The 24,217-nt window shown below is 59.2% G+C and carries 25 protein-coding genes; 12 read left to right on the top strand and 13 right to left on the bottom strand.

The features are described from left to right. The first annotated feature begins 509 nt into the window (after window positions 1-509). Entirely contained in the window at window positions 510-1,058 is a 549-nt protein-coding gene (locus ACM6JQ_RS10320; protein WP_007950154.1) for a cupin domain-containing protein, read from the top strand. A gap of 96 nt (window positions 1,059-1,154) precedes the next feature. On the opposite strand, the gene ACM6JQ_RS10315 is transcribed toward ACM6JQ_RS10320, so the two are convergent. After that, a complete protein-coding gene (locus ACM6JQ_RS10315; RefSeq protein WP_414893716.1) occupies window positions 1,155-1,328 on the bottom strand; it encodes a hypothetical protein in 174 nt (57 codons plus the stop codon). Window positions 1,329-1,882: 554 nt separating this feature from the next. Here ACM6JQ_RS10315 and ACM6JQ_RS10310 point away from each other — a divergent pair. The 3 genes from ACM6JQ_RS10310 (at window position 1,883) to ACM6JQ_RS10300 (ending at window position 3,209) form a co-directional block, all read left to right on the top strand. Further along, entirely contained in the window at window positions 1,883-2,308 is a 426-nt protein-coding gene (locus tag ACM6JQ_RS10310; RefSeq protein WP_007919295.1) for a hypothetical protein, read from the top strand. A gap of 79 nt (window positions 2,309-2,387) precedes the next feature. Next, window positions 2,388-2,723, top strand: coding sequence for a hypothetical protein (locus tag ACM6JQ_RS10305; protein WP_007919298.1), 336 nt, complete (start codon window positions 2,388-2,390; stop codon window positions 2,721-2,723). A 201-nt stretch (window positions 2,724-2,924) separates the two neighbouring features. Further along, window positions 2,925-3,209, top strand: a complete 285-nt coding sequence (locus ACM6JQ_RS10300; RefSeq protein WP_007919300.1) for a hypothetical protein — start codon at window positions 2,925-2,927, stop codon at window positions 3,207-3,209. Window positions 3,210-3,287: 78 nt separating this feature from the next. Here the strand turns inward: ACM6JQ_RS10300 and ACM6JQ_RS10295 are convergent, their stop codons facing one another. Further along, a complete protein-coding gene (locus ACM6JQ_RS10295) occupies window positions 3,288-3,719 on the bottom strand; it encodes a hypothetical protein (protein WP_007919301.1) in 432 nt (143 codons plus the stop codon). Window positions 3,720-3,884: 165 nt separating this feature from the next. Between ACM6JQ_RS10295 and ACM6JQ_RS10290 the strand changes: the two genes are divergently transcribed. From ACM6JQ_RS10290 to ACM6JQ_RS10280, 3 genes are all read left to right on the top strand, one after another. After that, window positions 3,885-4,274 carry a hypothetical protein gene (locus ACM6JQ_RS10290; protein ID WP_414893715.1) on the top strand — a complete coding sequence of 130 codons (390 nt, stop codon included), beginning with the start codon at window positions 3,885-3,887 and terminating at the stop codon, window positions 4,272-4,274. A gap of 15 nt (window positions 4,275-4,289) precedes the next feature. Continuing rightward, window positions 4,290-4,712 (top strand): HD domain-containing protein, encoded by a 423-nt coding sequence (locus tag ACM6JQ_RS10285; RefSeq protein ID WP_414893714.1) that lies wholly within the window; start codon window positions 4,290-4,292, stop codon window positions 4,710-4,712. Window positions 4,713-4,851: 139 nt separating this feature from the next. Continuing rightward, a complete protein-coding gene (locus ACM6JQ_RS10280) occupies window positions 4,852-5,874 on the top strand; it encodes an AbrB family transcriptional regulator (RefSeq protein WP_414893713.1) in 1,023 nt (340 codons plus the stop codon). A gap of 576 nt (window positions 5,875-6,450) precedes the next feature. Here ACM6JQ_RS10280 and ACM6JQ_RS10275 read toward each other — a convergent pair. Continuing rightward, window positions 6,451-7,227, bottom strand: a complete 777-nt coding sequence (locus tag ACM6JQ_RS10275) for an NAD(P)H-dependent oxidoreductase (RefSeq protein WP_414893712.1) — start codon at window positions 7,225-7,227, stop codon at window positions 6,451-6,453. An 85-nt stretch (window positions 7,228-7,312) separates the two neighbouring features. Between ACM6JQ_RS10275 and ACM6JQ_RS10270 the strand changes: the two genes are divergently transcribed. Both ACM6JQ_RS10270 and ACM6JQ_RS10265 read left to right on the top strand, forming a co-directional pair. Continuing rightward, window positions 7,313-8,206, top strand: coding sequence for a LysR family transcriptional regulator (locus tag ACM6JQ_RS10270; RefSeq protein WP_414893711.1), 894 nt, complete (start codon window positions 7,313-7,315; stop codon window positions 8,204-8,206). 255 nt (window positions 8,207-8,461) lie between these two features. Further along, window positions 8,462-9,247 carry a DeoR/GlpR family DNA-binding transcription regulator gene (locus ACM6JQ_RS10265; protein WP_007918959.1) on the top strand — a complete coding sequence of 262 codons (786 nt, stop codon included), beginning with the start codon at window positions 8,462-8,464 and terminating at the stop codon, window positions 9,245-9,247. Between the two features lie 140 nt (window positions 9,248-9,387). Here ACM6JQ_RS10265 and ACM6JQ_RS10260 read toward each other — a convergent pair whose 3' ends face one another. From ACM6JQ_RS10260 to ACM6JQ_RS10225, 8 genes are all read right to left on the bottom strand, one after another. After that, window positions 9,388-10,671: an NAD(P)/FAD-dependent oxidoreductase gene (locus tag ACM6JQ_RS10260; protein ID WP_414893710.1), complete on the bottom strand. Its 1,284-nt coding sequence runs from the start codon at window positions 10,669-10,671 to the stop codon at window positions 9,388-9,390. A 146-nt stretch (window positions 10,672-10,817) separates the two neighbouring features. Then, window positions 10,818-12,182, bottom strand: a complete 1,365-nt coding sequence (locus tag ACM6JQ_RS10255) for a glutamine synthetase family protein (protein WP_095113582.1) — start codon at window positions 12,180-12,182, stop codon at window positions 10,818-10,820. A gap of 410 nt (window positions 12,183-12,592) precedes the next feature. After that, window positions 12,593-13,936 carry a chromate efflux transporter gene (chrA, locus tag ACM6JQ_RS10250; RefSeq protein ID WP_414893709.1) on the bottom strand — a complete coding sequence of 448 codons (1,344 nt, stop codon included), beginning with the start codon at window positions 13,934-13,936 and terminating at the stop codon, window positions 12,593-12,595. 256 nt (window positions 13,937-14,192) lie between these two features. Next, window positions 14,193-14,654: a molybdopterin synthase catalytic subunit MoaE gene (moaE, locus tag ACM6JQ_RS10245; protein WP_095113580.1), complete on the bottom strand. Its 462-nt coding sequence runs from the start codon at window positions 14,652-14,654 to the stop codon at window positions 14,193-14,195. Between the two features lie 3 nt (window positions 14,655-14,657). After that, the gene (locus ACM6JQ_RS10240; protein WP_007918946.1) at window positions 14,658-14,909 is read right to left on the bottom strand and encodes a MoaD/ThiS family protein; all 252 of its coding nucleotides are present in this window, start codon (window positions 14,907-14,909) and stop codon (window positions 14,658-14,660) included. Beyond that, complete coding sequence (moaC, locus tag ACM6JQ_RS10235; RefSeq protein ID WP_127928660.1) at window positions 14,906-15,391, bottom strand: cyclic pyranopterin monophosphate synthase MoaC; 486 nt, start codon at window positions 15,389-15,391, stop codon at window positions 14,906-14,908. Before moaC ends, ACM6JQ_RS10240 begins: the two co-directional genes overlap by 4 nt. After that, on the bottom strand, window positions 15,388-16,233 hold the full coding sequence (gene fdhD / locus ACM6JQ_RS10230; RefSeq protein WP_414893708.1) for a formate dehydrogenase accessory sulfurtransferase FdhD: 846 nt from the start codon (window positions 16,231-16,233) through the stop codon (window positions 15,388-15,390). Before fdhD ends, moaC begins: the two co-directional genes overlap by 4 nt. A 241-nt stretch (window positions 16,234-16,474) precedes the next feature. Beyond that, window positions 16,475-17,374 carry a LysR family transcriptional regulator gene (locus ACM6JQ_RS10225; RefSeq protein ID WP_108226803.1) on the bottom strand — a complete coding sequence of 300 codons (900 nt, stop codon included), beginning with the start codon at window positions 17,372-17,374 and terminating at the stop codon, window positions 16,475-16,477. Window positions 17,375-17,663: 289 nt separating this feature from the next. On the opposite strand from ACM6JQ_RS10225, the gene moaB reads away from it, so the two are divergent. Together moaB and glp are read left to right on the top strand one after the other, a co-directional pair. Then, window positions 17,664-18,203: a molybdenum cofactor biosynthesis protein B gene (gene moaB, locus ACM6JQ_RS10220; RefSeq protein WP_007918937.1), complete on the top strand. Its 540-nt coding sequence runs from the start codon at window positions 17,664-17,666 to the stop codon at window positions 18,201-18,203. Next, on the top strand, window positions 18,200-19,405 hold the full coding sequence (gene glp / locus ACM6JQ_RS10215) for a gephyrin-like molybdotransferase Glp (protein WP_007918936.1): 1,206 nt from the start codon (window positions 18,200-18,202) through the stop codon (window positions 19,403-19,405). Before moaB ends, glp begins: the two co-directional genes overlap by 4 nt. Window positions 19,406-19,578: 173 nt before the next feature. On the opposite strand, the gene ACM6JQ_RS10210 is transcribed toward glp, so the two are convergent. Together ACM6JQ_RS10210 and moaA are read right to left on the bottom strand one after the other, a co-directional pair. Further along, the gene (locus tag ACM6JQ_RS10210; RefSeq protein WP_095113578.1) at window positions 19,579-20,475 is read right to left on the bottom strand and encodes a bestrophin family protein; all 897 of its coding nucleotides are present in this window, start codon (window positions 20,473-20,475) and stop codon (window positions 19,579-19,581) included. 36 nt (window positions 20,476-20,511) lie between these two features. Next, window positions 20,512-21,510 carry a GTP 3',8-cyclase MoaA gene (gene moaA / locus ACM6JQ_RS10205; protein WP_007918429.1) on the bottom strand — a complete coding sequence of 333 codons (999 nt, stop codon included), beginning with the start codon at window positions 21,508-21,510 and terminating at the stop codon, window positions 20,512-20,514. Window positions 21,511-21,864: 354 nt separating this feature from the next. On the opposite strand from moaA, the gene ACM6JQ_RS10200 reads away from it, so the two are divergent. Next, entirely contained in the window at window positions 21,865-24,189 is a 2,325-nt protein-coding gene (locus ACM6JQ_RS10200; protein WP_414893707.1) for an FdhF/YdeP family oxidoreductase, read from the top strand. The last annotated feature ends 28 nt before the right edge of the window (window positions 24,190-24,217 follow it).

Here is a 24,217-nt window from a genome sequence, read left to right as displayed (position 1 = left end):
GACACACCAAAGATCAAAATGTAGGAGTGAGCCTGCTCGCGATGAGGCCAGTCCAGCCACCATCCCTCCCACAGAAACACCAAAAAACCTGTGGGAGCGAGCTTGCTCGCGAAGGCGGCCATCCAGTCAAAAATAATGTTGAATGTGCCACCGAATCGCGAGCAGGCTCACTCCTACAGGTCCGTATTACCAAGGCAAGAAGGACTTTTGCCGCACCGTCCATCGAACCTGCTGAGCAACACCGGCAAACGTGATTTAATAGCCGCCTTTCACGGTTCCGGGACACGGGAGCAACGTGATCCGCGCCCCACGCGCGGCACCCGCCACCCACCCCCATTACCCGTGGGTCTGCGCGAGAACCGCCGAGCGGCGATCAGGCAAGGCAAAAACAGGCGAGGAAGCGGAGTGTAGGGCCCTACATGAGCATTCCGAGCCTGTTTTTAACGCAGCATGATCGCCGCGCAGGCAGTTTTCGCGCAGAGCCTAAGTACTTCTCACATAAGGCAGTCATGGATACGGGTTCTCGACTCAAACTAGTACGCGAAAGCTACAAACTCTCCCAGCGCGAGCTGGCCCGGCGTAGCGGCGTGACCAATGCCACCATCTCCCTGATCGAACAGAATCGCGTCAGCCCCTCCGTCAGCTCACTGAAAAAGCTGCTCGAAGGCATACCGATGTCCCTGGCCGACTTCTTCACCTTCGACCAACCCCCGCGCGAACACCAATACGTCTTCCGCGCCAACGAACAACCCGACCTCGGCCGCCACGGCCTGCGCCTGCTGCTGATCGGCGCCTCCGTGCCAAGTCGTCAGATGCGTCTGCTGCGTGAGCAATACGCACCGGGCGCGAGCTCTGGGGAAGAGCCGATTGTGCATGCTGAGGGCGAGGAGTGCGGGCTGGTGACCCGTGGCACGGTTGAGTTGACCGTGGATGGGTCGGTGAGTGTGTTGAATGCGGGGGATGGGTATTATTTTCCGACTACGCTGCCGCATAAGTTTCGGAATATTGGGGCGGATGAGGCGGAGATTATTAGTGCGAATACGCCGGCGAATTTCTGACGCGCTAGTGTGTGGTTTAATTGCAGTTATCAGAAGACGGTAGTTAGAAAGAAACCGCGTTATTGCGGTTTCTTTTCGTCTGCTGTTCTGCAAGCGTCATTTGTCTTGGCATTGATCATTGCGTTTTTCGGCTTCCGTACAGGTTACATATACAGCCTTATCGCCACGTACTGATTGTTCGGTATCTACAATTCCAGCCATCGAAAGGCTGGCATAGCCAATCGCGCTGGCTACCAAGAGAGCTCGAATAGAGTCGCGATAGATATTCATGTTTTATTCCTTCCGGTGATTTCAGTGAATGAGATATTACCTAACTAAATTTATATATATCTGCGAAAAATACACCTGTTAAAGTTGACAGGTTGTTAAAGCGATATGCGATAAGGCATATCACCAAAAAGTCAGGATTTTCTCATGGTCTAATGCCTATCCTTTCTTCGGTTGTTTTTCATTCGCTCTTTACAAAGCCCCTAGGCAGCAATCTCATCAGCCCCAACCGACTTGTAGGACGCAAAACCGGTCGGCGAGGGAGCCGGTTGGAATGCCGTAAAACCGCGTTTCAAGGTGCAATCGACGTAATCCGATGCGTTCGAAGTCTCAGGGCAAAAAAGCTCGCCATGTCTGTGCCACTTCATCGCCCTCGACGGACGAATCCCCTCACCACACGACGCGTTTTCCTACGCCTTTTTCAGAACTCAAATTCGCACACACCTCGATTTGGAACTTTCCTAAAAAGCGATGTCAATTTGATGGCGTGTCGCGACGCTCATTGAACAGGATCAACCAGTGCCAGGCTGTTTCCTGGCAACCCAAGGAAGTGTGTGATGAGACTATTACTCGCCATGTTGTTGATGTTCAGCAGTTACACGTTCGCCAGTTGCGGGAACATCGACGACCACGATCAGCGGGCCTATTGCAATGCGAGGGAGAGCGGCAGCAGTTGCGGCAATATCGATAATCACGATTTGCGCGCCTCGTGCAACGCCGAGTTGGGTGGCAGCTCCTGCGGCAACATCGATGACCATGATCAGCGCGCCTACTGCAACGCGAAGAAGAGCGGCAGCAGTTGCGGCAATATTGATAATCACGACTTGCGTGCGCGGTGCAATGCGGAGCAGGGCAACAGCTCATGCGGCAACATCGATGACCATGATCAACGAGCCTATTGCAACGCCACGACCGGCGGCAGCAGTTGCGGGAATATCGACAACCATGACCTGCGCACCCGCTGCGAAGCCCTGAAACGTTGAACCTTGCAGATCAGTTCGAATTGATGGCGTTACGATATCAATGATAGAGTCCCGGGCCATTTTTCCAAGGAAGACCACTGTGCTACGTAATCGTCTCTTTATCTGTGCTGCATTACTTACTTGCAGCTTTTCCGCACAGGCCATCTCAAAAACCGAATATCTGAAAGGCTGCAAGATCCTTGAAAACGCGGCGATGGTCGTGATGCAGGCACGTCAGGATGGCGCTCCCATGGCGACGCTTTGGGACATTTCGGAAAAAAATGAGAATAAGTTGATCACCAAGATGTATCAGAGGCTCATTCAAGATGCGTATGAAGAGCCACGGCGCGAAACCGCAGAGCAGCAAACGGCCGCGACCACTGAATTCCAGAACAAATACTTCTCTGCCTGCTTGGTCAGTACGCCCAAAGAATGAGTGCCGATTTAAAGATTCTGCGCAGCCAGTGTGAAGCGATGAGGCGCTGATATCCGGTTCCTGTCACCAATAGGGGAAACCGATGCCTGAACAGGCGTCGGTTTTTTTTCGCCTAAACCATGACCATTCATCCAATACACCGCACCTTCGAGCCAGCCACTCTTCCAATGCTGTAACTCACCCAGCAAAGGAAGAACCACCATGCTGAACCATAAAATCGCGGTGTTAACCCTCGCGGCCTTGCTGTCCGGCAGTTCGCTGTACGCGATCGCGGCCGGCGAAACGCCGACCCCGACAGCGAACGACGGCAACAGCCAGACGCGTGATCCGGCGTCTCCAGCCACCAATGCCGACCCGGATGCCGACTCGCTGCCCAAGGGTGGTGATGGTGGCAAGACCGACAATGGGCCGGTGCCTTCTGCCTCCAAGCCCAGCCCTGCGGGTCAACCGTCCGGTAGCAGCAGTGGTGGTAACGGCGGTGGTTAACGGATATTGCGCACTAAAAAGCCCGGTCCTTTTGAGCCGGGCTTTTCTTTGCCTGTCGCTGGCATGGAAATCAGTCGTTTACTTCGTTTTCCAATGCCCGCCACCATTCTCACAATCAATCCGCGCCTGCGCCAAATGCTCCACGTCGTAGTAATACGTGGTCACTTGCGCGTTGTCGGGGATATTCAGGGCTTTGGCGTTTTTGTCCTTGCTGGTGGAATGCGGGTTGGCCAGGGATTCCTGGGTGATCGTGGCGATACACGTGGCCTGATAGTGATCGGCGCAGTGTTCAACCTTGGTTTTAGTGCTGCTCAGCATGTCCTTGCTTTCGTTGCTGCACGACCAGTCGATTGAGTTGACCGGCATGCCTTCATATTCATAACAGCTGTGGGTTTCCACCGCTGGCACCGAGGCGCTGGAGGATTGGGTCTGGACGTCGCAGCCTTCGGCCATGACGCAGGTGGGGATGACGGCGAAGGTGGCGATCAGAAGCAGGAATCGAATGTTCATCGGGCTTTCCTCTCCAATGGCGCCGTGTCTGATCGAGAATTTGGCGCTGATACAGTTTCGAGATTGTGCGGAGGAGGGGGTTCCATCGGGTTTTTGATTTGCTCCTATCACGTACACTGCGAAACAATCGGAAACATTCAGCGCCCAAGGATTGGAACATTGCCCATGATTGAAATCGGCAGCCGCAATAACGCGCCCCCCTCGCAGCATCCATTCCACGACATCTATCTGTTTCACATTGACCCTGCAAAGCCAGACACGCCTTTCTGTTTCGAACAGTCGATGTCCGGCGGGCATATGGAGCATGGCGGTGCGCGATGGTTGGCGCTGGATGAACTGGACGCCTGGCCGGGACAGTGGCGTGAGCATTTGAATAAGGCTGATTGCGCGTGGGTTGCCGAGTTGATCGATGCCCATCCAAAAGCCGATCAGGCTGGTTTGGTGTCGCTGATCCTTCAGCGGCATTGCGGGTCAGCGAAGCCAGTCGGGCGTCTTAAGGCCATCGGCAACTGGCTCAAACGCAACATCCACGTCGGCGGCCGCTACGGCGTTTAACCCACGGAGACTCCCATGACCCAGACCCTCGAACGCGCTATCGCCATCGCCGCCACGGCTCACGCCGGGCAGGTCGACAAGGGCGGAGCGCCGTACATTCTGCATCCGCTGAAAGTCATGTTGCGCATGAGCACGCTGGAAGAACGCATCGTCGCTGTGCTGCACGATGTGGTTGAGGATTGCGGCATCAGCCTCGTTGATCTGCGCAAAGAAGGCTTCAGCGAAGACGTTTTGAGCGCTATCGAATCCGTGACCAAAGTGCCGGGCGAATCCTATGAAGACTTCGTCGACCGCGCCGCACAGAACCCGATCGGTCGGGTGGTGAAGCTGGCGGACTTGGAGGAGAACAGCGACCTGTCGCGAATTGCCTCGCCAAGTTGGGAGGATTTGGAGCGGATCGAGAAGTACCGTCGCGCGATTGGACGGTTGCGCGCATAACTTGCTGCGCCCGATGTAGGAGCTGCCGAAGGCTGCGATCTTTTGACTTTATTTTTGAAGATCAAGATCAAAAGATCGCAGCCTTCGGCAGCTCCTACATGGGTTGTGGTGTGTCAGGCAGATAGCCAGGAAGGCGACTATGAAATCCATTCTCTGTTTGTTGATTGCTGCCGGTTTCGGCGCGCTGTTGCAGTTCGAAGGCGTGCCCCACGGTTTGTTGTTAGGCTCGATTGTCGTCACCGCATTGTTTGCCAGCAAAACCGGTATCGCGCCGGCAACGCCTTATGGACTGGGCTACATCCAGGTCACGCTGGGTATCGCCACCGGGCTGATGTTCGAAGCGTGGAACAGCGAGACGGCCTCGACGATGTTGCCTAGCCTTGGTGTGTTGCTGATTTGCCTGACGGTGCAAATCGCGTTGGCCGGATGGTGGCTGACGCGCGGCGCAGGCTGGAACCGTACCGATGCGCTGTTGGCGGTTTATCCCGGCGCATTGGCAGCGGTGTTCGATTTACTCGAGTCGGAGAAAGCGTCGAGCAAGGTCATCATTGTGCATCTGATGCGCTTGCTGCTGATCACGGTACTGGTGAGTTTCCTGATTCCCGGCCAGGCGGCTGCGGTGGCGGTTGCCGATGGTGATCCTTTAACGACAGGCATGGCACTGACCGCGTTTTCGGTGATCGCATTGAGTGTACTGCTCGGACGCTTGCTGCTGGTGATCGGCGTACCGGCGCCGTTCATGCTCACGGCGATCATTATCACTGCCGTGTTCGTGAAATCGGGATGGCTGCACGGTTTTCATATGCCGGACTGGAGTTTGAATCTGGCGGCGCTGATTCTCGGCGTGCGGATCGGTTCAAGGTTTCAAGGCCTTGGCGTCGCGGAACTGGGACGTCACGGGCGCACGGCGTTGGTCTCAGTGGGTTTGATGATCGTGGTAGCCGCAGTATTTGCTGAGGTGGCGGCGCGCTGGTTGGGCAGTGATCCGCTGTCGCTATGGCTGGCGTACATGCCGGGGGCGATTGAGACGATTGCGATTGTCGCGTTTGGTGGCGGGCTGAATGTGGTATTTATCCTGACTCATCATTTGAGCCGGATGGTGTTGCTGCATTTTGCCCCGGCGTTGTTGGTGCAAGTGCGGAGGGCGCGGGAGGAAACCTGACCGGAGCCACTGATGCCTGCATGTTGCGGTGTGTCAGTTAGATCCATCCCCCTCACCCCAGCCCTCTCCCCCAGGGGGGCGAGGGGGAAGGGAGCCGATTGTGGGCTGTTCAAAACTTGAGTTCGGCTCGCTATTCCAGGTCGGCGTAGCTCGGAAAAACAACTCGGTCAGTCGCCTCTCACCCAAGTGGGCGAGGGGGGGAAGGGAGCCGATTGTGGGCTGTTCAAAACTTGAGTTCGGCTCGATGTTCCAGGTCGGCGTAGCTCGGAAAAACAACTCGGTCAGTCGCCTCTCTCCCAAGTGGGCGAGGGGGGGAAGGGAGCCGATTGTGGGCTGTTCAAAACTTGAGTTCGGCTCGCTATTCCGGGTCGGCGTAGCTCGGAAAAACAACTCGGTCAGTCGCCTCTCTCCCAAGTGGGCGAGGGGGGGAAGGGAGTCGATTGTGGGCTGTTCAAAACTTGAGTTCGGCTCGATATTCCAGGTCGGCGTAGCTCGGAAAAACAACTCGGTCAGTCCCCTCTCCCTCTGGGAGAGGGTTAGGGTGAGGGGCTTTTGCTCTACGTGGTCGATGCGGCACTAGCGGATGTGTGCGCCGAAGCCTTCGCTATCCGGCGCGATATCGCTCTTCAAAGTCAAAGCAGGAATCTCATACTCCCCACCATTCTGCTGCCGAAACCCGATCGGCCTCGTACTCCACAGCTCATCCAGCCGCCGCCCCAGTTCATCACAAGTCTCGGCATACCGCGCCGCATCCATCCGACTTGTCCGATACACCACAAACGGCGGCACCACTTCAAAACCGGGGTAATACAAAATCCCGTGTTGAATCGGAAACAGCAAATCATCCATCGGCCCGTTAATCCCTCGCGGTGCATAGTGCGATTCCCAGCCGCCAGTGGTAACCATCAACATCGCCCGTTTGCCTTTCATTTTCCCTTCGCCATAACGCTCGCCCCAACGACTGTCGGAATGCTCGCCGACGCCATAGGCAAAGCCGTATGCATACACCCGATCAACCCAACCTTTGAGAATCGCCGGCATGGTGAACCACCACAGCGGAAACTGCAGAATCAGCGCATCCGCCCACAACAGTTTTTCCTGCTCGCGAGCGATGTCGGTGGCTTGAGTGCCTTCGGCGTAGGCGACTTTCGAGTCGAGGGAGGCGTGGAACGGTTTAGTCGCATCGCGCTGCGGGGCATCGTCAGCGTCGAGGCTGGCTTTCCAGTTCATTGCATAGAGGTCGGAGACCTGCACGGTGTGGCCGGCGGCTTGCAGGCGCTGGACGCTGAAGTCGCGCAGCGAGCCGTTGAGGGAAGTCGGTTCTGGATGGGCGTAAACCAGTAGCACTTTCATGTTGAAGCTCCGTTAGCTGAGTGACTGCAGGATCGGCGTTCAACCGGTATATTGGAAATGAATGTCTGATATGTCTGGTATAGCCATGAATAATTTGAGACGACTGGATATCAATCTGCTGCTGACCCTTGATGTGCTGCTGTCGGAGCACAACGTCACCCGCGCGGCGCAGCGCCTGAACCTGTCGCAGCCGTCGGTGAGCGTGCATCTGGCCAAGTTGCGCGACATCTTTGGCGATCCGCTGCTGTTGCCCGGGCCGCGTGGTATGCGCCCGACGGCACGCGCCGATGAATTACGTGAACCGTTGCGCGAGGCGCTGGAGGCATTGGAGAGGGCGGTGGCGCCGGCCAGTGCGTTTGACCCGGCGCTGGCGACGCACACCTGGAAAGTCGCCGCGACCGATTACGGCGAGTCGACGGTGGTGTTGCCGGCCCTCAGCAGATTGCGCGAACAGGCGCCGGGCACGCGGCTGGCGGTGATCGATCTGACCCCGGCGCATCTGGTCAAACAGGCCGAGCAAGGCGTGTTCGATCTGGCGCTGCACATCAGCGAAGATGCGCCGCCGGAGCTGCATCGACGTCCGCTGTTCACCGAGCGTTATGTGCTGGCCGGTAGAGTCGGGCATCCAGGTTTGATGCAGGCGCCGAGCCGCGAACAGTTCTGCGCGCTGGAACACGTGATGGTGTCGCGCGAGGGCGGAGGCTTTTTCGGGGTGACTGATCGGGCGTTGGCCGATGTCGGGCTGATGCGCAAAGTGGTGTTGTCGGTGCCACACTTTCTGATGGCGATGTCGGTGCTGGCGGCCACCGATCTGGTGGCGATGCTGCCGTCACGCCTGGTGCGTGGCAACCCGGCGCTGCAAGTGGTCGACGCGCCGCTGGAAGTACCCGGTTACGAGATGGCGATGTTCTGGGGTGAACGCTCGCATCGCGATCCGGCGCACAAATGGCTGCGCGAGCATTTGCTGGCGTCGGTCTGAGGCGCAGTCAGGCGTGGCCGAGGGCAATCGCAAACGACACGACGATCATGCACGCAAACGCAAAATTGAGATTCATGAGGTATTCATCCTGAGCCTTTTAGAAGTGCGGCCATTCTGAACAGGTTGAAAGCAAAGAAAAAATTCGCCTTGTCGATTCCAATGATCGAAACGATTGATACCCGGTCGGTTTGTGTTTACTTGGGGCTTTCGCTAGTCTTGCGAAACCTGCAATTACAAGCATAAACAGGCATAACCATGCACGATCATTCCGCAGCCGAACTGCCCTCTCTGCGCCGGCAGAAAATCCTTTTGCTCCTCGAACGTGACGGCAAGGTCATGGCCTCCGAGCTGAGTCAGCACTTTGCGGTGTCCGAAGACACCATCCGCCGCGACCTCGCCGAACTGGACAATGCCGGGCTGGTGCAACGCGTACACGGCGGGGCGTTGCCGCGTCCGAAAGACTCTGGCAAGGACTACTTCACGCGGCTGGACGAGACGGATGAGGTGAAGATTCGTCTGGCGCAACGGGCGGCGCAGGAGATTGAAGACGGGCAGATTGTGCTGTTCGATTCCGGCTCGACCACGCTACAAGTTGCGCGCTCGTTGCGTGCAGATATCAGCATCACGGCGGTGACCGCTTCACCGATGACGGCGATTGCCCTGTCTGAATTCAAGGCTGTGAAAGTGATTCTCGCTGGCGGCCAGTTGAACCCGCGGACGATGGCGGCGGGTGGGCATGAGGCGCTACGGCTGCTGGCCGGGATCAGGGCGGATCTGGCGATTACCGGGGTTTGTGCGATTCATCCGGAAGTGGGGATCACTTCGCTGCATTTCGATGAAGTGCCGGTGAAGCAGGCGATGCTCGATGGCGCCGCGCGGGTGATTGCGGTGACCACGGCGGACAAGCTCGGGGCGGTGGAGCCGTTTGTGGTGGCGCCGTGTGCGCGCCTGCATACGCTGATTACCGAGCGGCATGTGGCGTCGGGGAGTGTCGAGGATTATCGGCGGTTGGGGATTGTGGTGGAGCAGTTGCCGGATTGAGGTTTTGGGGTGGGGCTGATGGCCTCATCGCTGGCAAGCCAGCTCCCACAGTTTTTTGCGGTGTACATGAAATTTGGGTACGCCACGGACACTGTGGGAGCTGGCTTGCCAGCGATGGGGTCAGCAGGATCAACACAGGCTTAGCGAAGTCGCTCAAGCATCTGGTAATACCACATCCCCGCCGCCAACAACGGGTTACCGAGCAAATCCCCCATCGGCACACGAATGTGCTGGCACTGGGCAAACGTATCGAACTGCTCCATCTGCCCGGTGATCGCCCGGCCCATGATTTCGCCCATGATGTGCGTGGTCGCGATGCCGTGCCCCGAGTAGCCCTGGCAATACCAGACGTTGTCCGAGAGCTTGCCCAGTTGCGGGATGCGGTTGATGACGATGCCCATTGCGCAGCTCCACTGGTAATCGATCTGCACGCCTTTGAGCGCCGGGAAGGTCTGCTCGATGCACGGGCGCAGTTCGGCGGCGATGTCCCGTGAATCCTTGCCGCTGTAGTTGGCGCCGCCACCGAACAACAAGCGGCCATCAGCGGTGAGGCGGTAGTAGTCGAGGACGAAGCGGCAGTCGTATACCGCAAGGTCTTCGGGGTTGATCTGTTTCGCCAGATCGCCCAGTGGTGCGGTGGTGACGATGCCGCCCATGGCCGGAAAAATCTTGCCCTTGAGCTGTCCCGGTTCGAGCTTGTGATAGACGTCGCCAGCGAGCATTACTTGATTAGCGTCGATCTGCCCGTGAGCCGTGCGCACACCGGGCGTAGCGCCGTGAATAATCTCCAGCACTTCGCTGTTTTCGAAGAGCAGCGCCCCGAGACTTTCCGCCGCCCGCGCTTCACCGATGCACAGGTTGAGCGGGTGCAGATGCATGTTGCGGGTATTCTTGATTGCGCCGTGGTAGAGGTCGCTTTGCAGCAGATCACGCACCTGACTGCGGTCGAGCAGGCTGACTTCATCGCCTAATCCGCGCCGTACGGCTTCTTCATGATCCTTACGCAAATCAATCATGTGGCTGGGCTTGTACGCGGCGTGCAAGTGGCCGTGTTTGAGGTCGCATTGAATGCCGTATTTCTCGACGCGTTGCTGGATGATTTCATGTCCGCGCCAGCGCAGGTGCCAGATGAAATCATCGACTTCATTGCCGAGTTTCGCGCGCATCTGTTTGCGCATCGCGCCGTCGCCGGAAAGGCTGCCGGTGACTTGTCCGCCATTGCGCCCGGTGGCGCCCCAGCCGATCTTGTGGCTTTCGACGATGGCGACTTTCAGGCCTTTTTCAGCGAGTTCGACGGCGGTGGCGACGCCGGTAAAGCCGCCGCCGATGATCACCACGTCAACCTTGTGCCGGCCTTGCAGGGTCGGGTAGTCGGTGTCTTGGTTAAGGGTGGCGGTGTAGTAGGAATTGCAGCGTTCGGTCATGTCAGTGTCCACACAAATTCTTCGGTTGTACGCGGTCCCTGTAGGCCTTCGCCTGCTCGCGATAGCGGTGTGTCATTCACCTATGATGTGACTGACATGGCCTCATCGCGAGCAGGCTCACTCCTACAAGGGATAGTGGTGAATATTCAGGCGTCGGTGAGATACCACCGCCAATCCTGCTCACCCACTTCGGCCATGAACTGTCGATACTCGGCACGCTTCACCGCCAGATACACCCCGAGAAATTCCTGCCCCAATGCATCCCGCGCCCACACCGAATTTTCCAGCGCCTGCAGCGACGTCAGCCAATCCGTCGGCAGCAATTCCTTCGCCTGCGCATAACCATTGCCCTCGACCGGCGCACCCGGATCAAGGTCTTCACGAATGCCACGATGAATCCCGGCAAGGATCGCCGCCGCTGCCAGATACGGGTTGGCGTCGGCGCCGCAGATGCGGTGTTCGATGTGCCGGGTGTTGGCCGGGCCACCGGGCACGCGCAGGCTGACAGTACGATTGTCGACGCCCCAGGTCGGCGCCAGCGGCGCGTAGCTGTTGGCCTGAAAGCGTCGATACGAGTTGGCGTTAGGGCAGAACAGCAGCAGCGAATCGAGCAATGACGCGAGCATGCCGCCAATCGCCGTGCGCAGCAGCGGCGTGCCGGCCGGGTCTTCCGAGGCAAACAGATTGTGTCCCGCGCCATCGGCCAGACTCACATGCATGTGCATGCCGGTGCCGGCCAGATCATCGAACGGCTTGGCCATGAACGTTGCCTGCATGCCGTGCTTGTGGGCGATGGCTTTGACCAGACGTTTGTAGCGCACCGCCTGATCCATCGCCTCCAGCGCGTCGCCATGTTCGAGGGTGATTTCGACCTGACCCGGCGCGTATTCGGAGATCGCCGTGCGCGCCGGAATGCCGTGCAGTTTGCAGGCGCTGTAGAGGTCGGCGAGGAACGGTTCGATCTGCTCCAGCTCGCGCAAACCATAAACCTGGGTGTGTCGCGGTCGACCACCGTCAGCGTCCAGTGCCGGTTGCGGACGGCCGTTGTGATCGCGTTTGGCATCGAGCAAGTAGAACTCCAGCTCGCAGGCCATCACCGGGTGATAACCCTCGGCCTTGAGCCCGTCGATGACCTTGATCAGCAAGTGTCGTGGGTCGGCGATGCTCGAAGGCATGCCCTCGGTCGGGTGCATGCTGACCTGCACGGCGGCGGTCGGAATCTGCCGCCATGGCAGGCGCACCAGACTGCCTTCCAGCGGATAGGCGCGGCAGTCGATATCGCCGACGTCCCAGACCAGGCCGGAGTTCTCGACGTCTTCACCCTGCACGGTCAGACCGAGGATGGTGCTTGGTAGCGGTCGACCGCTTTGGTACACGGCGAGCAGTTCTTCGCGGTGCAACAGCTTGCCGCGTGGCACGCCGTTGGCGTCGAGAATGAACAACTCGATCATGTCAATATCGGGGTTCTGGTCAAGGAACAGGCGTGCGTCTTCGATGGCTGCGAATTTCATAATCAATCACTCACGATGGCGCCGCACAGGCGCGCAGATTCGGGCCGGACACGACGCGGCAAAAAGGCGTAGGTGTCCTGGCAGGGATATCAAGAAGCAGGAGACTGTCGCGGTTCTTTAACGGACGCGATCAGATAGACCGGGCGATATCCGGCGGGCGTGCGGAGTGACGCAGCTTGGAACGGCGCAGGGCCATGGGGAGATTGACGATACGATTCATACGCCGCCCTTGTGAGAGAGGGCGCGCAGGGTAGAGACGTTCAACGATTCTGGTTGTTGTAGTGACGTACTCATAACGCGTGTTTCCGTTGGCGGAAAACGTCGGTGGCGGGGGATGCCCGCCGACCGGTGTGCCCGGATAGTAAGGGGGAATTCGCGGGCGTGTAAACGGGAGATTCGCAGGCCAGGGTTCAGCGCATCAGTTCAAAGCCCAGCCCGGCGAGGGCGCAAACGATCAACACACTGATCACACCGCGTTTGAAAACGAACAAGGCCAATGCCGCCGCAACGGCCAGCGCCACTGAAAAAACATCTGTCGCCCCGTTAAAGCCATTCGGCCAGAACACGTGATAAGCGAAGAAACACGCCAGATTCACAATCACCCCGACCACGGCGGCGGTGATTGCCGTCAGCGGTGCGGTGAACTTCAGTTCGTTGTGCGTCGATTCCACCAATGGCCCGCCGGCGAGGATGAACAGAAACGAGGGCAGGAAGGTGAACCAGGTCACCAGCGTTGCTGCCAGTGCGCCGGCGGCAAAGGCATGTTCTGGGCCGAACGCCGGTTGCACGTAGGCACCGACGAAACCGACAAACGCCACCACCATGATCAGCGGGCCGGGGGTGGTTTCGCCGAGGGCGAGGCCGTCGATCATCTGTGTCGGCGTCAACCAGCCGTAATGCCCGACGGCACCCTGATAAACGTAAGGCAGCACCGCGTAGGCGCCGCCAAACGTGAGCAGGGCGGCTTTGGTGAAGAACCAGGCCATTTGCGTGAACGTGCCGTCCCAGCCGAATAATGCGGTCAACAACGCCATCGGTAAACACCAGAGCACTGCGCCGATCAAAGCCAGACGCAGCAGCTTCGGCAGGCTGAAACGGGCGTGTTCGGGGGCCGGCGTATCGTCGTCGATCAACGCCGGGCCGAAGGATTTCTCGCTGTTGCGCGCCCCTGCGTTGCTGAACCGCTGCGGTGCGAACCGTCCGCCCAGATAGCCGATCAACGCAGCCCCGAGGACGATCAAGGGGAAGGGCAGATTGAAGGCGAAAATCGCCACGAACGACGCCCCGGCAATCGCCCACAGCCAGGCATTTTTCAATGCACGCGAGCCGATGCGATGCGCGGCGTGCAGGACAATCGCGGTGATCGCCGGTTTGATCCCGTAAAATACCCCGGCCACCGCCGGCACGTCACCGAAAGCGACGTACAGCCACGACAAGCCAATCAGAATGAACAGCGACGGCAGCACAAACAGCGCACCGGCGATGACACCGCCCCAGGTGCGATGCAGCAGCCAGCCGATGTAAGTCGCCAGTTGCTGAGCCTCGGGGCCGGGCAGCAACATGCAGTAGTTGAGTGCGTGCAGAAAACGCTTTTCGGAGATCCAGCGCCGACGTTCGACCAACTCCTGATGCATGATCGCGATCTGCCCGGCCGGCCCGCCGAAACCGATGCAGCCGAGTTTCAGCCAGAAGCGCCAGGCCTGGCGCAGGGTGACGGGATCGGGGCGGGGCAGGTTGTTCGGCGCTGTGCTCAAGCGAGACTCCGGAGTTGAATCCTGGCGGAGTGGCTATCTAATCAGACTTTTAACCCTCACCCCAGCCCTCTCCCAGAGGGAGAGGGGGCCGACCGCGGTGTCTGGCGTTATCCATCGACCTGAAAAATCGAGTCGATTATGGATTCAGAGCCAATCTTTCAAGTCGGTGAATCTCTGCAATATTCCCCCAATCAGTCCCCTCTCCCTCGGGGCGGTCCGACGTTTCGGGAGGGCTAGGGTGAGGGGCTTTTGCTTTTCAGGCATGCGCCAGGCTCCAGCGCAACGCCGCATCCCTATCGCTCTCACGGCCCTCGACCCAGTGAGAACCCTCAGGCGTAGTCTCGCGCTTCCAGAACGGCGCACGGGTCTTGAGCACGTCCATGATGAACGCGCACGCCTCGAACGCCATATGCCGATGCTTGCTGCTGACCCCGACAAACACAATCGGCTCACTCACCGACAACGCACCGACCCGATGCACAATCTCCACACCCAACAGCGGCCAGCGCTCGCGGGCCTCTTCGGCGATCTGTTCGAGGGCTTTTTCGGTCATGCCTGGATAGTGCTCCAGAAACAATTCATTCACGCTCTGACCAACATTCAGATCACGCACATAACCAACGAAATTCACCACCGCGCCGACCCGTGGATTGCGCGCGTGCAGATCAGCCGTCAACTGGCCGACGTCGAAGCTTTTGTGCTGGACGCGAATAGCCATCGATCAACCTCCGGTCACTGGCGGGAAAAACGCGATTTCATCGAAATCCTCAATCACCTGACTCGGCTGACACAACTCCTGATTCACCGCGCACATCAGGTTGCCGGCGCCGAGCACTTCACGCCACAGATCGCCGCGCTGCATGAGCATTTGCCGCACGTCTTCCACGCAGCCCAGCGTGTCAGTCAGCGGAATTTTTTCACCGCCCAGATTGAGCCGGTCACGGTAGCTGGCGAAGTAGTTGATCAGGATCATTGCGCGTCCTCCCATTGAAAGTGTCCCGAGCGACCGCCCTGTTTACTGAGCAGGCGGATATCGCCGATAACCATGGCCCGGTCCACCGCTTTGCACATGTCGTAAATGGTCAACGCGGCAACGCTGGCGGCGGTCAACGCTTCGAGTTCGACACCGGTCTGGCCGGTGAGGCGGCAGGTGCTGGTGATCTGCACGCGATCCGGTTCGCAGGCCTTGAGTTCGACGTGAATCGAACTGAGCAGCAGCGCGTGACACAGCGGGATCAGCTCGTGGGTACGTTTGGCGGCCTGGATGCCGGCGATCCGCGCCACCGCGAAGACATCGCCTTTCGGGTGACCGTTGGCCTGGATCATTTGCAGGGTTTGCGGGCGCATCTGCACCCAGGCTTGCGCGCTGGCTTCGCGGCGGGTCGCAGCTTTGTCGCTGACGTCGACCATGTTGGCGCGGCCCTGATCGTCAAGGTGGGTGAGGGTGTGGCTCATGCGGAAAACTCCTGGATCGGGCTGTAAATTCGCGGGGCGTTGCGGTGCGGTACATGGATCAGATTGAGTCGGTGTTTGAGTGCCCAGCGCACGGTCAACGCGGTAGGCGCGGACAGACTGACGAGGGTGCCGAGGCGGGCGCGCACGGCTTTGTGAATCAGTTCGAGGCTGCAACGGCTGGTGACCACGACAAAGCCTTCAGCGGCATCGACGGCGGCGAATTGCATCGCGCCGATCAGCTTGTCGAGGGCGTTGTGACGGCCGATGTCTTCGCGGCACAGCAACGCTTCACCGTCAGCGTCGAAGAACAGCGCGGCATGCAAGGCACCGCTGCTGCGGGCCAGTTGTTGAGCGGCTTCGATGCGTTGGCGAATGCCGTCGAAATGTTCGGCCGGCGGCAGTGCTGACGGTTGCAGAATCTGCAGTTGCGGCAACGCCTGCTCCAGCGCTTCGACGCCGCAGATGCCGCAGCCACTGGTGCCGGTCATTTGCCGACGATGATCCTTGAGGGCCCAGAACGCCCGGCTGGAAATCTGCACGTCGGCCTGACAGGCCTGATCGAAATGCGTGAGGCGGATGTCGTAGATCTCGTCGACGCTGTCGATGATCGCGTTGCTCAGGCTGAAGCCACGGATGAAGTCTTCGAGGTTACCGGGCGAGACCATCATCACTGCTTGGCTGAGGCCGTTGTAGCTGATGGCGAGGGCGATTTCCGAAGCCAGCGCGGCGTGGGAGATGGCGGCGCCGGGCAGGTATTCGCGAAACGCCACTTGCGCCGGTTGTGGCGCGGGGGCGTTGGGTTCGCTGGTGGATTCTGTGAGGGTTTCGACGTGGCAGAGCATCTGAAAAGTCCCGAAGCGCTGAAGAGTGTTCAGGCTACGGGGGCGTTAAAAGTGCGTCCAATCGCTTGTTCCGATGTGGTGATTGCTTTGGTCGATCAACCAGGATTTGTCTTGGCTGGTCAGGCCCCATCGCTGGCAAGCCAGCTCCCACAGGTTTCTGTGTCGTGCACAGAAACTGTGATCACATCGGAAACTGTGGGAGCTGGCTTGCCAGCGATGAGGCCGGGACATCCACCCTTGCTTATTCGGCAGAAACCTCAACCCCAAACAACTTCCGCGCCTCGGCAAAACACTTCTCGGCAATCGCCGAACGCGGCTCGGTCTTGCGCATCACCAGGCCTAGCGGCGCCAGCACGCTGGCATCCGGCAACTGCATGAACGACAGGTGCTCGATCGGCTCCTCAAGCCCGCTGTCCAGCGGCATGATCGCGCAGCAGAAGCCTTGGTGAATCGCCTGCAACAGCTGATAGGTCGAATCGCTTTCCATGATCGGCTGCGGGCTGAGCCCACGGCTGCGGAAGCTCAAGTCGATGGATTTACGGTAATGCATGCCGGCGGTGATCATCCCCAGCGGTAATTCGGCGGCGTCTTCCCAGCTCATTTCCGAGCCTTCGAACTGGAAGTGGCGGTTGTCGTAGAGCAGGCCGACGCGGGTCTCGCCGATTTCGAAAAACTCGAAATAGTTCGGGTTGACGTGGTCCAGATAGCAGACGCCCAGATCAAGCTGATTGTTGCCCAGCCCGGCGATGATCTCGTCGGAACTGAGCGATGACAGGCTGAACTTCAACTCTGGATATGTCCCCGACAAACCCTGAATGTAATTGACCGGGTTGAAGCTGCTCAGCGGCACCAGACCCAGACGCAAGCTACCCACCAATTGCCCGCGACACGCCGCCGCTTCGGCGAACAAACCGTCATGCGCGGCGAGCAAGGTGCGCGCCCAGGCCAGCACGCGTTCGCCGGCCTGGGTGAAACCTTCGAAGCGCTGGCCACGGTTGACCAGCACCAGATCCAGCTCATCTTCGAGATTGCGCAGGCGCATCGACAACGTCGGTTGGGTGATGTGGCAGCGTGCGGCGGCCTGGCCGAAGTGGCGGGTTTCGTCCAGCGCGATCAGGAACTTGAGTTGTTTGATGTCCACGATGGCACCTGCTCGATGGGGATTTTTTGATTGAGTATTGACGCGGATGCGCGAGACGCACGAAAAGCGCAGGGTGCGACGATCTCACTTGAACAGTTGTTCGTCCAATCGGAAGTATTTAAGGCACTATCGATCAGCTCTATCAGGCCCGGTTTTACTGGCGTTTAGCGAGGTGAAAAGCACCGATAGAGCCGGTCGATAATGTGGTTGGCGAGAGTGATTAGACAGTACTCATAAGTGGCACTTAGGCTGCTCGGCAATGTTGATTGACTGCTGCCGGAGAACTGCCATGAGTGCCAAAGCCGATGCCCTGTTTGTCCCCCTGAATATTGCCGTGCTGACGGTCAGCGATACGCGCGATTACGCCAGCGATACCTCGGGCCAGTTGCTGGTCAGTCGGTTGCTGGAAGCCGGTCATACGTTGAGCGAGCGCAACTTGCTCAAGGACGATCTGTACAAGATCCGCGCTCAGGTAGCGAACTGGATTGCCGACGAAGGCATTCAGGTGGTGCTGATCACTGGCGGCACGGGTTTCACTGGTCGCGACAGCACGCCGGAAGCGGTGGCCTGCTTGTTTGATAAGCAGATTGACGGCTTCGGCGAACTGTTCCGGGCGATTTCGATTCTGGATATCGGTACGTCCACCGTGCAAAGCCGCGCGCTGGCCGGGTTGTCGAACGGCACGTTGGTGTGCTGCCTGCCGGGCTCGACCGGCGCTTGCCGCACGGCGTGGGAAGGCATTCTTGCCGAGCAACTGGACAACCGTCATCGCCCATGCAACTTCGTCCCGCACCTGAAAGCCGTGCAAGCCTGCGGGTCACGCGGATGAGCAAAGCACCGTTGATGCCGGTCGAGGACGCCCTCGACCAATTGCTGTGCATGGCCAATGAGCAACGTCTGGCCGACAGCGAACTGCTGGCGCTCGACGATGCGCGTGGGCGGGTGCTGGCCAGTGATCTGGTGGCGACCCTCGACTTGCCGCCGTGGCCGAACAGTGCCATGGACGGTTACGCGCTCAATCTCGCCGATCTGCACCGACAGCCGCTGAAGGTCTCACAGAAGGTTTACGCCGGGCTGGCACCGGACACGTTGCTGCCCGGCACCTGCGCACGGATTTTTACCGGCGCGCCGCTGCCGCCCGGCGCCACCTGCGTCGAAATGCAGGAGAACGTCGAAGTGCTGGAGGACGGCCGCGTGCGCTTCTTGCAGCCGCTGAAGGCGGGGCAGAACATCCGCGCGCAAGGTCAGGAAAATCGCGTCGGCGACATCCTGCTGCGCGCCGGCAAACGCCTTGGACCGTTCGAACTGGCAGTCGCCGCCGGACAAGGGTTGGCGCAACTGCACGTGGTGCGTCGCCCGCGTGTGGCGTTGCTGTCGACCGGTGATGAGCTGGTCGAGCCGGGCCAGCCACTGCGGCCCGGCAGCATCTACAACAGCAACCGCGTATTGCTCGGCCACTGGTTGCGGGAGCTGGGCTGCGAAGTGATCGACGCCGGCATCCTCCCGGATCGCCCGGCGCAGACGCGGCTCAAACTTGAGCAACTGCAAGTAAGCGTTGATCTGATTCTGACTACGGGCGGCGTGTCAGCCGGGGATGCCGATTGCCTCGGGCAAGTGCTGCGCGACAGCGGCAAACCGCTGTTGTGGAAACTGGCGATCAAGCCTGGCAAACCGTTGACGGTCGGGCATTTTGGCACGGTGCCGGTGATTGGTTTACCGGGCAATCCGACCTCGGCGCTGGTGACGTTTGGCTTGTTGGCGCGGCCGTATTTGCTGCGTATTCAGGGTGTGGAAGATGTCATGCCGCTGAGTTTTACGGTCAATGCAGGTTTCGACTGGCACAAGGCTGGCGGCCGCCGTGAATACCTGCGGGTGAGGCTGGAGGCGGGGCGTGCGGTGCTCTATCCCAATCAAAGCTCCGGCGTCCTGCTTGGCGCGACCTGGGCCGATGGCCTGGTGGAAATCCCCGAGAACAGCACGCACAACCTCGGCGACCCGCTGCGCTTTATCCCGTTCAACGAACTCTTCTGACCTCACCACCAATCAAACTGTGGGGGCATCAATATCCGCGGTGTACACAGAACGTGTGGGAGCTGGCTTGCCAGCGATGGCGGCAGGTCAGTTGGCATTGACGTTGGCTGACACGGCCTCATCGCTGGCAAGCCAGCTCCCACAGGGTTTTGAGGTGTCTGGAGAGCTACGGATCAGCTCAGCACATAGTCCACTGGCTTCAGCGCCGGCGGCACTTCGGCGCCGAGTTCGGCGAGGATATCGCGTTCGATGGTGCGTACCAGCGCATCAGTCGGCAGGTCGTTTTCGTCGCGGCCAAACGGGTCTTCCAGTTCATCGGCAATCGCATCGAGGCCAAAGAACGTGTAGCTGACAATCGCCGTGAACAACGGTGTCAGCCAGCCCAACGGTTCGGCCATGGCAAACGGCAGCAGGATGCAGAACAGATAAATCGTCCGGTGCAGCAACAGCGTGTAGGGAAACGGCAGGGGCGTAGTCTTGATCCGTTCGCACACCGCTTGCGCCTGGGTCAGGCTGGTCAGGTGATTGGCCAGCAGCATATAGCGCCACTCAGTCAGCTCACCGTTCTGATGCAGATCGGAACACTGCTGGCCAACCGTCTGCAAAATGCGGCCGCTGTAATCCGGTGTCTGCGGATCGGGTTTCGGCATGATCCATTGGCTACTGGCGTCCGCTTCGCTTTCTTTACGCAACCGCGCGTTCAACGCATGAGCAAAACCACAAAGGTTGAGCAGCAACGGTTTACGCTCGGCGGACTCACGAATCACATGGGTTTCGCGAATCACCGAGCGAATGTGCACGATCACTTCGCCCCAAGCCTTGCGCGCTTCATACCAACGGTCATAGCAAGCGTTGTTGCGAAAATTCATGAAGATCGATAGCGACAAACCGAGCAAGGTAAACGGCGTGGCATTGACCTTGGTGAAGTTGCTCGGATGGAGGATTTCCACCAACACAATGGCCGAGGCAAGGAGGGTGACCATCAGCGTGCGCAGGGCGATGCGTTTGGCAATCGAACCCTTGAGGGTGAAGAGAATGGCGAACTGGTTGACCTTGGGTCTGATGATCATGCTTTGCGGTTCCGATAACCGATGAAACTGGCGGGATCAGCCGCCGGTCATGTTCATGAAGCGCACAACCTGAACATCGTCGTTCACTTCGAAATTATGTCGATACGGCTTGAGCTTCATCGCCTCGACAATGGCTTTCTCCAGCCGCTGCGGTTGGCCCGGGTGGGCGCGCAGCAGCGCTTTCAGATCCACCGAATGCTCGTTACCCAGACACAGTAGCAGGCGCCCTTCGACGGTGAGGCGTACGCGGTTGCAGGTGCCGCAAAAGTTGTGGCTGTGCGGTGAGATAAAACCCAGACGAATCTCCGGCGCCTCGGCCAGCCGCCAGTAGCGCGACGGGCCTTGGGTCGACTCCGCCGAGTCGATCAGCGTGTAGCGTTCGGCAATCTTTTCTCGCACCTGGGCGCTGGAGAAAAACGACTCGGCGCGGCTGTGTTCGCTGATGATCCCCAGCGGCATTTCCTCGATGAAGGAGACGTCGAGTTGACGATCAATGGCGAAGCTGACCAGATCATTGATTTCCTGATCGTTGCGACCCTGCATCACCACGACATTGAGTTTAGTGCGGGTGAAACCAGCCTTGCGCGCGGCATCGATGCCGTTGATCACCTGCGCCAGATCGCCGGTGCGGGTCATCTGTTTGAAGCGCTGCGGATCGAGGCTGTCGAGGCTGATGTTAAGGCGTTTGACCCCGGCGTCGAACAGCGGCGCCGCGAGTTTGCCCAGTTGCGAGCCGTTGGTGGTCATGCACAGTTCGCGCAGGCCGGGCAGGGCGGCGATCTGCTCGCAGAGCTTGACCACGCCCGGGCGGATCAACGGCTCGCCACCGGTCAGGCGAATCTTGCGCGTCCCCAGCGCCACAAAGCTCTGCGCCAGTTGATAGATTTCCTCCAGCGTCAGCACTTGTTGGCGGGGCAGGAACTGCATGTCTTCGGCCATGCAATAGACGCAGCGGAAGTCGCAGCGGTCGGTCACCGACATGCGCAGATAGTCGACGCGGCGGTTGTAACCATCGATCAAGACACGCTCTGACATGACAGCCTCGCAGGAATGAAAACCCCGGTTGAAGGAGTTTGGTCAGCGCAGGTTATGGCTAACTTTAAGTGCCGTCCAATCACTGTTAATGAACAGCTGATTGATCCCGTCGATGATGAATTATTTTGCGCAAAAAGTTGCTTCGTTAGTTTCGCAAAGCCCCGTAAATAAAGGGTTTTAATCCGTGATAGATGCTTTCGATAAGTCGGTCATTAATAGCGATTAGACAATGTTTTGTAACGGTTCATATCCTTGCCCCGGCAACCCCAACGACCCCTTTTCAACCTTGAAAGTCGGCCGTCGCTGTTTAACCGAATCAGGTTCATGCCTGTGTGCATCGTCATGGAGAGTCCCATGTCACAAGTCGACCGTTACAAACCCTACAAAGGCGCCGCTGCCGGTTGGGGCGCTGTCATCAGCCTGACCAAAAGCTGGCTGGGCAGCGAAAACGCCCTGAAAAACATCCGTGCCATGCTCAAGACCAACCAGAACGGCGGCTTCGACTGCCCGGGTTGTGCCTGGGGTGAAGCGCCGGGCGCGAGCATGTTGAAGTTCTGCGAAAACGGCGCGAAAGCGGTGAACTGGGAAGCGACCGGACGTTTGGTCGACCCGGCTTTCTTCAACAAGTACACAGTGTCGAGCCTGGCCGAGCAGAGCGACTACTGGCTGGAGTATCAGGGTCGTCTGACCCACCCGATGCGCTACGACGCGCGGGTCGACCGCTACGTGGAAATCAGCTGGGAAGATGCTTTTGCGCTGATCGCTGATCATCTGAAAAACCTCAAATCGCCGCACGAGGCCGAGTTCTACACCTCCGGCCGTGCGAGCAATGAAGCGGCGTTTCTCTATCAATTGTTCGTCCGCGCCTTCGGCACCAACAACTTCCCCGACTGCTCGAACATGTGCCACGAAGCCAGTGCGGTGAGCATGATCGAGACCCTCGGTGTCGGCAAAGGCACCGTGGTCTACGAGGACCTGCATCACGCCGATGCGATTTTCGTTATCGGCCAGAACCCCGGCACCAACCACCCGCGCATGCTCGAACCGCTGCGTGAAGCGGTGAAACGTGGCGCGCAAGTGGTCTGTATCAATCCGCTGAAAGAGCGTGGCCTGGAGCGTTTCCAGAACCCGCAGAACCCGATCGAAATGCTCAGCAACGGCTGGGAAGCGACCAACACCGCGTACTTCCGCCCAGCCCTTGGTGGCGACATGGCGATGATTCGCGGCATGGTCAAATTCCTTCTGCAGTGGGAGCGCGAAGCGCAGGCAACGGGCGGCGAGCCGGTGTTCGATCATGCGTTCATTGCCGAGCACACCACAGGGCTCGACAGCTATCTGGCTGAAGTCGAGGCGACAAGTTGGGAGCACATTCTCGAGCAGTCCGGCGTGCCGTTGCATGACATCGAACTGGCCGCGCGCATGTATGGCCGCGCCAAAAGCGTGATCATGTGCTGGGCCATGGGCCTGACCCAACACGTGCATTCAGTGGCAACCCTGCAGGAAGTCATCAACCTGCAACTGCTGCGCGGCAACGTCGGCCGTCCGGGCGCGGGGCTGTCGCCGGTTCGCGGCCACAGTAACGTGCAGGGCGACCGCACCATGGGCATCAACGAACTGGCGCCGAAGGACTTGCTGGACGCGCTGCAAAAACGCTTCAACTTCGACGTGCCGCGCATGCACGGCCACAACACGGTGATGGCGATCGGCGCCATGGAGCGTGGCGAAGCCAAGGTGTTTATCGGTCTGGGCGGCAACTTCGCCCAAGCCACGCCGGACACCCCGCGCACCCACGCGGCGATGCGCAAACTCGACCTGACTGTGCACATCGCGACCAAGCTCAACCGCAGCCATCTGGTCACCGGTCATGACGCGCTGATCCTGCCATGCCTCGGGCGCACCGACATCGACATCCAGGCCGAAGGCCCGCAAGGCGTGACCGTCGAAGACACGTTCAGCATGGTGCATTTGTCGTTCGGTCAATTGAAACCGAAGTCGGCGCAGTTGAAATCCGAGCCGGCGATCATTGCTGGGATCGCCGCCGCGACGTTGGGCAAGCACCCGATCGATTGGGAGTGGGTGGTGGGCGACTACGGGCGCATCCGCAACCTGATTGCCGACGTGATTCCGGGCTTCGAAAACTTCAATGAAAAGCTGCTGATTCCGGGTGGCTTCCACCTCGGTAACGACGCTTCGGATCGGGTCTGGAACACCGCCAGCGGCAAGGCTCAATTCACCCCGTGCGTGCTGCCCGAGCACTTGATCAGCGAGGGCGTGCGCAACCTGCCGGTCAAGCCGCATCTGATTCTGCAAACCATGCGTTCCCACGATCAGTACAACACCACGCTGTATGGCCTCGATGACCGTTATCGCGGTGTTTACGGCATGCGCGATGTGATCTTCGCCAACGAGCAGGACATCCAGCGCCTGGGCTTTGAACCGGGGCAGAAGGTTGATCTGGTGGCGCTGTGGGATGACGAGCGCGAGCGTCGGGTCAGCGGTTTCACCCTGATTGCCTACGACATTCCGCCAGGGCAGGCAGCGGCGTATTACCCGGAGACTAACCCGCTGGTACCGCTGGAAAGCTACGGCGACCGCACGTATACGCCGACCTCCAAGTTCGTCGCGATCCGCCTCGAAGCCGCGAAGGTCAGCAACCTGATCCCGTCGTCGCTGGCGTAACCCGCGACTCATAAAAACCATAGCAATT

Source organism: Pseudomonas sp. IT-232MI5 (assembly GCF_949767845.1).
Taxonomy (GTDB): domain Bacteria; phylum Pseudomonadota; class Gammaproteobacteria; order Pseudomonadales; family Pseudomonadaceae; genus Aquipseudomonas.
Note: the sequence above shows the minus strand (reverse complement) of the source record. Positions and strands in the feature narration are given on the sequence as shown.